This is a genomic window from Streptomyces sp. NPDC055078, from assembly GCF_053607985.1.
In genome coordinates, this window is record NZ_JBSGUP010000201.1 from 1 (window position 1) to 12,267 (window position 12,267).

8 protein-coding genes and 1 pseudogene are annotated in these 12,267 nt (G+C 70.7%); 5 read left to right on the plus strand and 4 right to left on the minus strand.

Features of this window, described 5'->3' with window-relative positions:
• Positions 1 to 98: 98 nt before the first annotated feature.
• Positions 99 to 704 carry a TetR/AcrR family transcriptional regulator gene (locus ACWF94_RS18585; protein ID WP_453489001.1) on the minus strand — a complete coding sequence of 202 codons (606 nt, stop codon included), beginning with the start codon at positions 702 to 704 and terminating at the stop codon, positions 99 to 101.
• Positions 705 to 831: 127 nt separating this feature from the next.
• Between ACWF94_RS18585 and ACWF94_RS18590 the strand changes: the two genes are divergently transcribed.
• From ACWF94_RS18590 to ACWF94_RS18600, 3 genes are read left to right on the plus strand one after another with little or no spacing between them, the layout of a single operon-like run.
• On the plus strand, positions 832 to 1,737 hold the full coding sequence (locus tag ACWF94_RS18590; RefSeq protein ID WP_453489003.1) for an ABC transporter permease: 906 nt from the start codon (positions 832 to 834) through the stop codon (positions 1,735 to 1,737).
• A complete protein-coding gene (locus ACWF94_RS18595; protein WP_453489006.1) occupies positions 1,724 to 2,536 on the plus strand; it encodes an ABC transporter ATP-binding protein in 813 nt (270 codons plus the stop codon). The genes ACWF94_RS18590 and ACWF94_RS18595 overlap by 14 nt, the downstream gene beginning before the upstream one ends.
• A 37-nt stretch (positions 2,537 to 2,573) precedes the next feature.
• On the plus strand, positions 2,574 to 3,797 hold the full coding sequence (locus tag ACWF94_RS18600; RefSeq protein WP_453489009.1) for a glycosyltransferase 87 family protein: 1,224 nt from the start codon (positions 2,574 to 2,576) through the stop codon (positions 3,795 to 3,797).
• A 130-nt stretch (positions 3,798 to 3,927) separates the two neighbouring features.
• Here the strand turns inward: ACWF94_RS18600 and ACWF94_RS18605 are convergent, their stop codons facing one another.
• On the minus strand, positions 3,928 to 8,898 hold the full coding sequence (locus ACWF94_RS18605; RefSeq protein ID WP_453489012.1) for an NAD-glutamate dehydrogenase: 4,971 nt from the start codon (positions 8,896 to 8,898) through the stop codon (positions 3,928 to 3,930).
• A 532-nt stretch (positions 8,899 to 9,430) separates the two neighbouring features.
• On the opposite strand from ACWF94_RS18605, the gene ACWF94_RS18610 reads away from it, so the two are divergent.
• On the plus strand, positions 9,431 to 9,988 hold the full coding sequence (locus tag ACWF94_RS18610) for a DJ-1/PfpI family protein (protein ID WP_453489015.1): 558 nt from the start codon (positions 9,431 to 9,433) through the stop codon (positions 9,986 to 9,988).
• A gap of 458 nt (positions 9,989 to 10,446) precedes the next feature.
• Here ACWF94_RS18610 and ACWF94_RS18615 read toward each other — a convergent pair whose 3' ends face one another.
• Together ACWF94_RS18615 and ACWF94_RS18620 are read right to left on the minus strand one after the other, a co-directional pair.
• Positions 10,447 to 11,127 (minus strand): HAD family hydrolase, encoded by a 681-nt coding sequence (locus tag ACWF94_RS18615; RefSeq protein WP_453489018.1) that lies wholly within the window; start codon positions 11,125 to 11,127, stop codon positions 10,447 to 10,449.
• A 174-nt stretch (positions 11,128 to 11,301) separates the two neighbouring features.
• The gene (locus ACWF94_RS18620; protein ID WP_453489021.1) at positions 11,302 to 11,808 is read right to left on the minus strand and encodes a DUF6912 family protein; all 507 of its coding nucleotides are present in this window, start codon (positions 11,806 to 11,808) and stop codon (positions 11,302 to 11,304) included.
• Between the two features lie 278 nt (positions 11,809 to 12,086).
• Here ACWF94_RS18620 and ACWF94_RS18625 point away from each other — a divergent pair.
• Positions 12,087 to 12,267, plus strand: a pseudogene (locus ACWF94_RS18625) (Rv3235 family protein); the annotation flags it as partial.

A 12,267-nucleotide genomic window follows, 5' to 3' on the forward strand; every position in this document is an offset into this window, starting at 1 on the left:
CCGGGTCGGCGGGGTGGGGGGTGGGGGCGCGCGGGGGGGGGGGCCCCCCCCCCCCGGACAGCCCGGGCCCGGGCAAGGCGCCCCACCGCACCCCCCGCTCAAACCCGTAGCGCCGCGACCGCGCCGCGGGCGAGGTCGTCGAGGTACCCCCTCGGCAACTCCCCGCGCACCACCACCAGCCGCCAGTACAGCGGACCCACCACCACATCCAGCAGCCCGTCCGGATCCGTGCCCTCCGGCAGTTCCCCGCGCGCGACCGCGTCGCGGACGATCAGGGCAGCCACGCCCTGCTGCCCGTCCAGCAGCGCCGCCTTGATCGTCGCGGCGATCTCCGGGTTACGGGCCGCCTCCACCAGGAGGTCCGGGATGATCTGGGAGGCCACGGGGTGGCGCAGGGCGTGGGAGGCGAGCTGGAGCAGGGCGCGGACATCCCCGTACAGCGAGCCCGTCGCCGGGGCGGGCAGCCCCTGCGTCGCGAACGCCGACACCAGGTCGAGCACCAGCGACAGCTTCGACTTCCAGCGCCGGTACACCGCTGTCTTGCCGACGCCCGCCCGCCGTGCGATCCCCTCGATCGACATCCGTGCGAACCCGACCGCGGCCAGTTCCTCGAACACGGCGGCGCGGATCGCCTCGGTGACGTCCTCCCGGAGCACTGCGGCTCCCGCGGGCGCTCGTCGTGGGGTTCCCGGGTCCGTGGTCATGGCCAGGATGATACCCGTGAGGACGAGACGGTTGCGTTGCGACGCACACACGCCCTAATCTCGCCCGTAGCGACGAAACGGGTTCGTTCCGACGAAACCGTGACCACAGTCCGCGAAGGCGAGCAGAGTGAGCACTCAGACGATCTCCAGACCTGCCGAAGCAACCGAGAGCCCCCGCGCGCTGGCCGCCCGGCACGGGCTCACCGTCAGCGGTGCCCGCCCCTCGCTGCCCGCGTACCTCCGTCAGCTGTGGTCCCGCCGCCACTTCATCGCCGCGTTCGCGACCGCGCGGCTGACCGCCCAGTACAGCCAGGCGAGACTCGGCCAGATCTGGCAGCTGGCGACCCCGTTGCTGAACGCGGCGGTCTACTACCTCGTCTTCGGCGTACTCCTCGGCACCAGCGGCCAGGTCGAGGACTTCGTCCCCTTCCTCGTCACCGGCGTGTTCATCTGGACCTTCACCTCCCATTCGATCACAGCGGGGACGCGGGCGGTCTCCGGCAATCTCGGGCTGATCCGGGCGCTCCACTTCCCGCGCGCCTCGCTTCCCATGGCGCTGGCCCTCCAGCAGCTCCAGCAGCTGTTGTACTCGCTCGGCGCGCTGACCGTGATCCTGATGATTTTCGGCCAGTTCCCCCGGCCCTCCTGGCTGCTGGCGATTCCCGCCCTGGTGCTCCAGGCTGTCTTCAGCACCGGGCTGGCGATGGCCGTGGCCCGGCTCGCCGCCCAGACCCCGGACATCTCACAGCTGATGCCGTTCGTGCTGCGGACCTGGATGTATGTGTCGGGTGTGATGTGGAGCATCCCGGTGGTACTGCGCAACCAGGAGCTGCCGGGGGCCGTGGTGGTCGCGCTCCAGTGCAACCCGGCGGCCGTCTACATCGATCTGATGCGCTTCGCACTGATCGACAGCTATACCTCGGCCCAGCTGCCGCCCCATGTGTGGGCGGTCGCCCTCGGCTGGGCCGTACTCCTCGGAGCGGGCGGATTTCTGTACTTCTGGAAGGCGGAAGAGCGATATGGCCGTGGCTGAGCTGCCCCAAGAGGTGCGCACCGAAGAGCGCATCCCGACCGTCGTCGCCGACGGTGTGCACATCACCTACCGGGTCAACGGCGGACGGGGCGGCAAGGGCAGTGCCACCGCCGCCCTCAGCCGGATGCTGTCGCCCAGGGCCCGCCGGGCGAACCCCGGCGTCCGTGAGGTGCACGCCGTCAGGGGCGTCAGCTTCACCGCGTACAAGGGCGAGGCCATCGGCCTGATCGGATCGAACGGCTCCGGGAAGTCCACCCTGCTCAAGGCCGTCGCCGGGCTGCTGCCGACCGCCAAGGGCAGGATCTACACCCAGGGCCAGCCGTCGCTCCTCGGGGTGAACGCCGCCCTCATGGGCGATCTGACCGGCGAACGCAATGTGATGCTGGGCGGCCTCGCGATGGGCATGTCACGCGAACAGATCCGGGAGCGCTACGACGACATCGTGGCGTTCTCCGGTATCAACGAGAAGGGCGACTTCATCTCGCTCCCGATGCGGACGTACTCCTCGGGCATGGGGGCCCGGCTGCGGTTCTCCATCGCCGCCGCCAAGGACCATGACGTCCTGCTGATCGACGAGGCCCTGGCGACCGGCGACGCCAAGTTCCGGCGGCGCAGCCAGGCGCGGATCACCGAGCTGCGCAAGAAGGCCGGCACGGTCTTCCTGGTCAGCCACAGCAACTCCACGATCACCGAGACCTGCGACCGCGCCCTGTGGCTGGAGTCCGGGACGCTGCGGATGGACGGCCCGGCGCAGGATGTCGTCGCCGCGTATGAAGCGTTCACCCACGGGAAGAAATAGCAGGGAATGACCCCATAGCGGGCTAAAGTACCGGCCGATGACGTCCCATCGGATCGCCCCGCTGCCGCCTGCCCACCCTCTCGGATCGCCTGCGAGCCCGGTGCCGGGGACCGCCCGGCCCCGGCACGCCCTCGCCCTGGCCGCCGTCTGGACGGCCACCCGGCTCGGCATGCTCGCCCTGCTGGCCGTCGACCGGCTCGGTGACTCGGGCGTCGCCGGGGAGGTGCACCAGCTCTACCGGGGCTGGTACGGCCAACTCGTCCACGGCGCGTTCCCCGTGGACGACGCCACCTGGCAGTACCCGCCCGGCGCCGCGCTCGTCTTCCTCTCCCCCGCCGCCCTGCCCTGGCTCACCTACTTCCAGGCGTTCGTCGCGCTGATCCTCCTCGCCGACGCGACCGTCACCGCAGCCCTCGCCCGCGCGGGCGCCCCCGGCGCCTGGCTGTGGGTGTGCGCGCTGCCGCTGCTGCTCAATCTGCCGCTCGCCCGCTACGACGTCCCCGTCACCGCCGTCGCCGTACTGGCGCTGCTCGCGATGCGCGGACGGCCGCACCTCGGCGGGGCACTCGCCGGAATCGGGGCGCTGATCAAGGTCTGGCCGCTGCTCACGATCCTGGGCGCCCCCCGGGGACGTACGACCCGCGCGGTCTGGGGTTCCGCCGCCGCAGCCGCGGCCGTGCTGTTCGCCGCCCTGGTGATCGGTTTCAGCCACACCCTGGACTTCTTGCGGCAGCAGGGCGCGCGCGGGGTGCAGATCGAGTCGCTCGGCGGCACCGCGCTCCAGCTCGCCGGGCGGCTGGGCTGGCCGGGCGAGGTGGTCTTCCGTTACGGGGCCTTCGAGTTCGCCGGCCCGTATGTCTCCACGGTGGCGCTGCTGTCCCTGGTGCTGAGCGGCCTCGCCCTGTGCTGGCTGGTGCTGTGGCGGCTCCGGGCCCGGCGCTGGAATCCGGCCACACCGTTCGACGCCGCGTTCGCCGCCGTCCTGCTGTTCACCGTCACCAGCCGGGTCATCAGCCCGCAGTATCTGATCTGGCTGCTCGGTCTGGCCGCGGTCTGTCTCACCTCCCGGCACACCAGCCAGCGCCCGGCCGCGCTGCTGATGGTGCCCGCCGCCGTCCTGAGCGCCCTCGCGTTTCCGCTGCTGTACGGCGAGGTCGTCGACGGCAGCGCGCTCGGCAGCACGGTGATGCTCCTGCGGAACGGGCTGCTGCTGACGGCCGCCGTGGCCGCCTGCCGCGGTCTGTGGCGAGCGACCGTCTGAGGACGAAGCGGGCGCCTCCCGGAGCCGGATCGGCCCGCCCGCGTACGAAGGAGCCCGCCCGAAGCCGGGGCGAACCCCTCAGGGCGAGCGGGCCCGCCGCCTCCCTCGTCGGAGGCGGCGGCCCGTACGGTCAGCTGTGCGTACGCATCAACTGCCGCATCGTCCGCATCGCCACCGACAGATTCGCCAGGTCGAAGGTGTCCGACCCCTGGATCTCCTCCAGCGTGGCGCGCGCCCGGCCCAGGATCGAGGCGTTCATCTGCTCCCAGCGCTTGAAACGCTCCTCGGGTGTCGAGCCGCCGTTGCCCACCGACAGCACATCCGCCGTCAGTATCGCGTGCGCCGCGTAGAGATCCTCACGGATGGACGCACGGGCCATGGACTGCCAGCGGTCCGCCCTCGGCAGCTCGATGATCCGGTCCATCAGCTGGGTGATCCGCAGCCGGTCGGCGAGGTCGTAGTACACCTCGGCGACGGCCATCGGCTCCTTCTGCGTACGGTCCGAGATCGCGACGATGTCCAGCGTCGGGAAGGCGGAGGAGAACCCGGCCACCCGCAGCGCGAGCGCCTCGGGCACCCCCTCCTTCGTCAGCTCCTGGAGAATGCCCTGGTACCACTCCAGATCGGCGCCGCGCAGCATCTTCGGGAGCTGGCCCCAGACCTGCTGGACGCGCTCGGCGAAGAAGTCGACGGTCCCGGCCAGCTCCAGCGGCTGCGGGCGGTTGCCCAGCAGCCAGCGCGTACCGCGCTCGACGAGCCGGCGCGAATGCAGCCGGATACGGGTCTGGACATCAGCCGCGACCTTGTTGTCCAGGGCCTCGACCGCGTCCCACACCGCGTTCAGGCCGAAGATCTCGCGCGCGGCGGTCTGCGCCCGGACGACCTCCTCGATCGACGCGCCCGTCTCCTCCCGCAGCCGGTGCAGGAAGGTGGAACCACCGGTGTTCACCGTGTCGTTGACCAGCACGGTGGTGACGATCTCCCGGCGCAGCGCGTGCTGGTCGACGGCGTCGGGGAACTTCTCGCGCAGCGGCTTGGGGAAGTAGGCGTGCAGCAGCCTGCGGAGATACGGATCGTCCGGCAGCGAGGTCCCGATCAGCTCGTCCGCCACCGTGATCTTGGTGTACGCGAGGAGTACGGCCAGCTCCGGCTGGCTGAGCCCCCTGCCGCTGTTCAGCAGCTCGCGGATCTGCCGGTCGTTCGGCAGGAACTCCAGGCCCCGGTCCAGCGCCCCGTCCCGGCCCAGCCGCCGCATATAGCGCTGGTGGGCGTGGAGCAGGGAGGACGACTGGGCGACGGCGTTGGACAGCGCGACATTCTGTGCGTAGTTGTTGCGCAGGACGAGGGCGCCGACCTCGTCGGTCATCCGGGCCAGCAGTTGGTTGCGCTGCTTGACGGTCATGTCGCCGTCCGCGACCAGGCCGTTGAGCAGGATCTTGATGTTCACCTCGTGGTCGGAGGTGTCGACGCCCGCGCTGTTGTCGATGGCGTCGGTGTTGATCCGGCCGCCGGATCCTTCGGGGCCGCCGCTGCGGTCGAACTCGATCCGCCCGAGCTGCGTCAGCCCGAGGTTGCCGCCCTCGCCGACGACCTTGACCCGCAGATCCTCGCCGTTGACCCGGATCGCGTCATTGGCCTTGTCGCCGACATCGGCGTTCGACTCGGTGGACGCCTTCACATATGTCCCGATGCCGCCGTTCCACAGCAGATCGACGGGGGCCTGGAGGATCGCCTTCATCAGCTCGGCGGGGGTCAGCTTGGAGATGCCCGCCTCGATGCCCAGCGCCTTGCGGATATGCGCGTTGACGGGGATGGACTTGGCCGTACGGGGGTGGATGCCGCCGCCCGCCGACAGCAGCTCCTTGTTGTAGTCGGCCCAGCTGGAGCGCGGCAGTTCGAAGAGCCGGCGGCGCTCGGCGTACGAGGTCGCCGCGTCCGGGCCGGGGTCGATGAAGATATGGCGGTGGTCGAAGGCCGCGACCAGCCGGATGTGCTCGCTGAGGAGCATGCCGTTGCCGAACACATCACCGGACATGTCACCGACACCGACGACCGTGAAGTCCTGGGTCTGGGTGTCATGGCCCAGCTCGCGGAAGTGCCGCTTGACGGACTCCCAGGCGCCCCGGGCCGTGATGCCCATGCCCTTGTGGTCGTAACCGGCGGAGCCGCCGGAGGCGAAGGCGTCACCGAGCCAGAAGTGGTACGAGACCGCGACGTCGTTGGCGATGTCGGAGAAGGACGCGGTGCCCTTGTCGGCGGCGACGACGAGATAGGTGTCGTCCTCGTCGTGGCGTACGACGCCCCCGGGCGGGACGATCTCCCCCGCCACCATGTTGTCGGTGATGTCGAGCAGGGCCGAGATAAAGGTCTTGTAGGACGCGACGCCCTCGGCGAGCCAGGCGTCCCGGTCCACGGACGGGTCCGGGAGCTGCTTGGCGACGAACCCGCCCTTCGCCCCGACCGGCACGATCACGGTGTTCTTGACCATCTGCGCCTTGACCAGGCCGAGGATCTCCGTACGGAAGTCCTCCCGCCGGTCGGACCAGCGCAGACCGCCGCGCGCGACCTTGCCGAACCGCAGATGCACGCCCTCGACGCGCGGGGAGTACACCCAGATCTCGTACGCCGGGCGGGGCGCGGGCAGATCGGGGATGGCCTGCGGGTCGAACTTCATCGACACATAGCTGTGGTGCGGCTTGGTCGTCGCCCCCTGGAAGAAGTTGGTCCGCAGGGTCGCCTTGATGACGGTGAGGAAGGAGCGCAGGATGCGGTCCTCGTCCAGGCTCGCGACCTGGTCGAGCGCGCCGTCCAGCTCCTCCATCAGACCGTCGATCAGCTCGGTGCCCGCGCGCTGGCGCTCGGGCGACATCCGGGCCTCGAAGAGGGAGACCAGCAGCCGGGTGGTGTGGACATTGGTCCGGAGGGTGTCCTCCATATAGTCCTGGCTGAAGGTCGAGCCGGCCTGGCGCAGGTACTTGGCGTACGCGCGCAGCACCATCGCCTCCCGCCAGCCCAGCCCGGCGCCGAGCACCAGGGAGTTGAAGCCGTCGTTCTCCGCCTCACCGGTCCAGACGGCGGCGAACGCGTCCTGGAACCGCTCCCGGGCGTCGTCGGCGAGATAGTCGCCGTTGCTGTTGGTGGCCGGCATGCGCAGCCCGAAGTCGTAGATCCAGGCCGGGTCGCGGTCCGCGCCGCGCAGCTCGTACGGCCGCTCGTCGACGACCTCGCAGCCCAGGCGCTGGAGCACCGGCAGCACGGCGGAGAGCGAGACCTGCTCGCCCGTGCGGTAGATCTTGAAGCGGCGCTCGCCGGGGCCCGCGCCGACCGGCTCGTACAGGGAGAGCGAGAAGTCCCGGCCGGAACGGGTCAGATCGTCGAGATGGATCAGATCGGCGACGGCCGCGCGCGGGGAGTGGTCGGCTTTGTAGCCCTCAGGGAAAGCGTTTCCGTAGTGCCGCAGCAGCTCGGCGGCGCGCTCCTCGCCCAGCTCGGCGTTGAGGGCGTCGGCGAAACCGTCGGCCCAGGAACGAGCGGCCTCGACCAGCCGGGCCTCGATGCGCTCGGTGTCGGCGTCGGTGAGATGGGGCAGCTCGGTGCCCGGCGGGACGCGGACGACGAAGTGGATACGGGAGAGGATCGACTCGGTGTTCCACGCGGTGAAGTCGACGCTGGTGCCGCCCAGCTCCTCCTTGAGGATGTCGATCAGCCGCAGCCGTACGCCGGTGGTGTAGCGGTCGCGCGGCAGATACACCAGCGCGGAGTAGTAGCGGCCGTACTCGTCCTGGCGCAGATACAGCCGCAGCCTGCGGCGCTCCTGGAGGTAGAGCACGCTGGTGACGGTCGTGCGGAGCTGGTCGACGGGGGTCTGGAACAGATCGTCGCGCGGGTAGGTCTCCAGGATCTGAAGGAGATCGCGGCCGTCGTGGCTGTTGGGCGAGAAGCCCGCGCCGTCGAGGACCTCGGCGACCTTGCGCCGGACGACGGGGACCCGGCGGACGGACTCGGTGTACGCGGCGGACGAGAACAGCCCGAGGAAGCGGCGCTCGCCGATGACATTCCCGTCGCTGTCGAACTTCTTGACGCCCACATAGTCCAGATAGCTGGGCCGGTGGACGGTCGCCCGGCTGTTGGCCTTGGTGAGGACGAGCAGCTTGTGCTCGCGGGCCTTGGCGCGGGCGTCGGCCGGCAGTCTGCTGAAGGACGGGCTGACGGGGTGGTCCTCGTCCTCGCTGTGGTGCGGGTCGGAGCGCAGAATTCCGAGGCCGGTGCCGGGGACGGCCGCCAGCGCGTCGGCGTCGGTGAGTTCGTACTCGCGGTAGCCGAGGAAGGTGAAGTGGTCGGCGGCGAGCCAGCGCAGCAGCTCCCGGGCCTCCTCCACCTCCTGGCTCGCGAGGTCCTCCGCCAGGGGCTCGGTCGGGATCTCGTCGGCGATGCGCAGCGCCGCCTCGCGCATCTTCTCCCAGTCCTCGACGGCCTCCCGCACATCGGAGAGGACACGCAGCAGATCGGTGGTGATCTGCTTGAGGTCGGCGCGGTCGGTCTCGCGGTCGATCTCGACATGGATCCAGGACTCGACCAGCGCGTCGTGCGGAAGGCCGGTGGCGCCCTGGGTGCGCCGGGTGTGCCGCTCGGTGGGCAGCACCTCGATGAGCCTGCCGGTCAGATCCCTGCGGACGACGACCTGCGGATGGATCACGACATGGATGCCGCGGCCCTGGCGGGAAAGCTCATTGGTGACCGAGTCGACGAGGAAGGGCATGTCGTCGGTGACGACCTCCACGACGGAGTGGCTGCACATCCACCCGTTCTCCTCGACGGTGGGGGTGTGGACCCGCACATTGGCCGTGCCCTGCGGACGGTTCTCCGCGAGCCGGTGGTGGGAGAGCGCTGCGCCATAGACATCGACCGGGTCACGGCCGCTGAGGTCCTCGGGGGCGGTGTGCAGGTAGTAGCGCTGGAGGTAGCGGAGCAGGGTGCCCTGGTCAGGGCTCTGCCCCTGCTCCGCCCCAGGGGGGAGATGCCCCCCGCCGGGACTGTTCTCAGCTACGCGGGCCGCCCGTGCGAGCAGCTCGGCCTTGGCTTCGTCCAGCTTGGTCTGCATGTCCTCTGGCTCCTGTCGCGCGCCGTTGCGTGACGTAGGTGGAAGAAGCGACGCAACGCCACGACACGGGGTGTCCGGTCGGAGTCGACGTTATGCCGCGATGAGAGTCGCCCGAGCGGCAATCGACAAAATTCAACAATCGCGCCACTGCGGAGTGGCCAGCGTCCGCCCGGGTGCTGTGGCACTCCGGGCGCAGGCCGGGGGCTTCGCTGCCCCCAGGGCGTATCGCGCTGATCACGGCTCCAGGCTATCGCCCCGCCCCCCGGAGCCGTCATGAGCCTTATGTGTACAAAAGCGGGGGGAGAAGTTTGACACTCTGCACAGCGACACAGGCCCTCTTGGCAAACGGTCCCCGGAGGTGCAGTTTGGCCAGTGACGACACACGGTCATCTGCGGCGGCCCTGCCCGAGCCCCCGCACACGGTCATGTGCGGCGGGCCCTGCCCGAGCCGCCCGGCCCTGCCCGGCCCCCAGGGACACCCGCACCGGGCCGACCGGGCCGTGCGGCCACCAGTGAGACACCGGGAGCAGCCATGACAGCCAAGGTTCTGATCGTCACCGGGGACGCAGCCGAGTCCCTTGAGGTGCTCTACCCCTACCAGCGGCTGCTGGAGGAGGGTTACGAGGTCCATATCGCGGCCCCCGCGCGCAAGAAGCTGCAGTTCGTGGTGCATGACTTCGAGCCGGGGTTCGACACCTACACCGAGAAGCCCGGGTACACCTGGGAGGCCGACCTGGCGTTCTCGGAGGTCGAGCCCGGTCAGTACGCGGCGCTGGTCGTCCCGGGCGGGCGCGCTCCGGAGTATCTGCGCAACGACGCGGAACTGCGCAAGATCATGAAGGCGTTCTTCGACGCGGACAAGCCGGTGGCGCAGATCTGCCACGGGCCACTGCTGACGGCGGCGATCGGCGGCCTGGAGGGCCGCAGGGTCACCGCCTATCCCGCGCTGGAGCTGGACATGCAGGCGGCGGGCGCCACCTTCCAGGACACCGAGGCCGTGGTGGACGGCACCCTGGTCTCCTCCCGCGCCTGGCCGGATCACCCCGCCTGGATGCGGGAATTCCTGAAGGTGCTGCGTACGAAGGGGTGACGCCTGGCGGGTGAGGCCGGTGGCGGTGCCTGGTGGGCGGCCGGGGTGGGTGATGCCCGTGGTGGTGTCTGGTGGGCGGCGGTGGCGGGTGATGCCTGGTGGGGGGCGGTCAGGGCGGGCCCGCGCTCACGTCTTTGCCCGGCGGTCGGGTCGGGCCCGCGCTCATGTCCTGCCCGGCGGTCGGGTCGGGGCTCGGGGCGGCGGGTCCAGTCGACGGCTCGGGCGCCTGGACTCCAGGCTCTGCGGGCTCTGGGCGCTGGGCTCCCCGGTCCAGGGCCGGGGGCGCTCGGGGACTGCCCGGGGGGACTGCCCGGGGGGACTGCCCGGGGCCAGGGCTCACCCGCTCCAGGGTGCCCCTGGGCTCAGGGCTCAGGGTCAGGGCTCAGGGTCAGGGCTCAGAGCCCAGGGCTCACCGCGGCCCGGGGCCCCGGGGCTCGCCCCGTACAAGACTCCACCGCTCAGGTCACCAGGCGCATCGCCGTCTCCACCGCCTCCGGGAGCGTGTCCACCACCGGCACCCCCACCGCTTCCAGGCTTTCCCTGCTGTGCGAACCCCCTGTGTACAGCACTGCCCGCGCACCCACATGCGCCGCCGCCACCGCGTCGTCCACCGCGTCCCCGATCACCACGGTCCGCCCCGGGTCCGCGCTCCCCGCCAGCGCCGCGAGATGGCGCTCCATGTGCACCGCCTTGGAGCCACCGGATGGCCCCGTCCGGCCGTCCACCCGGACGAAGTGGTTCTCGATTCCATAGCCCCGCACGACCGGAATCAGCTCATCGTGTCCGTACATGCTCAGCAGCGACTGGCTGCGGCCCGCCCGCCGCCACTCCCTCAGCAGATCCTCGACACCCTCGGTCAGCCCGCACCCGACCCGGTGCTCCGTGTAATACCGGTGGAAGGTCTCGTCCATGACCTCCCACTCCGCGTCCGTCGGCATCCGCCCCAGCATCCGCTCGTAGAACCGGGGAATCGGTATGCAGTACAGCTCTCGGTAGCGCTCCATGGTGAGCGGCTCCAGGCCGAGGTCGGCGAACGCGGCATTGGTCGCCGCGAAGACCGCGGTCACATCGTCCAGCAGGGTGCCGTTCCAGTCCCAGACGAGATGTGTGGTGCTCTGGCTTCCGTTGTGCTTCCCCATGACGAAAACCGTACCCGCCGGGTCTGACAACGAGCCACGAGAATTACCTTGCCGCAGGTCATCGGGCCCGAGGGCCGACCGGTGACCCTCCCGGTGACCTGGTCACCAGACCACTGGGGCGCGTGTTCATCCGGCCCTTCGGCCACCCTGCCACCAGGCCACCCGGTCATCCGGTCACCCGGTCAGGTTCGGGATCTCCTGGACCCCGTACCAGAGCAGCTCATGATCCTCGGCGCCGCCCACGGTGAACTGGGCGTCGTCGTCGCCCTGGTCCGCCGCGCCCAGCGCGTCCGCCGCCGCGGTGACATCGGCCACCGCGTCGTCCGCGTCCACATGAACCGCCGCCGCCAGGGCGAGCGGCACGGCGGCGGCGATCCGCACCTCGCCCACCGAGCCGGCGTCGAGCGCCAGGTCGGGGTCGGCGATCGCGTCCTGGTCCCGTACGTCGGCGGCGACGACGACCCGGCGCCTGGCCGCATCGGGAGCACCCGCGATCAGCCGCAGCGACGCGGCGGCGGCGCGGCTGAGCGCCGCGTACTCCAGTTCCTCGATGTCGTCGGAGACGTACCACTCGCGCAGCCCCGGAGTGACGCCGTACGCGGTCACCGGGCCTGGTCCCAGTTCGCCCGTCTTGTGCGCCTCTGCGAGACCGGCGAGGGTCAGGGGGACGTAGACGCGCATGCTGACCGCTTTCGTAGTCGGGAGACCTCCTCAGAATACGGGTGCCGGTCCCCCATCGGGCTGCCGCTCCCCGCCTCGCTCACCGTCCACCCCGCACCCCCCGGACCCGGCCCGCACCAGCCCTCCAGCGCCCCGGGTCACCCTGATAGGTGAATCCTCGCCCCGCCCGCTGCGACGCCGTGCCCCGTTGCGGTCACCCGCCCCCGCCCCGTAGAAGATCACCAAGGAAGTTACCGCCCGGTAAGGCATCCGGGCCCGGCGCGTCGGGGGAGACGAAGATGAACAGGACGAGGCCCGCAGGGCGGCATGACCAGCGTCGGCCCGCCCAGGCCACGGCAGCGGCGATGGCCCGCGCACAACGGCGGAACAGGCCGCACTACTGGTTCGCCGACCGGCTGCTCGCGGTCCTGAGCGGCCAGCGCCCGGTGCACTGGATGCTCGGCCACACCGTGGGCGAGG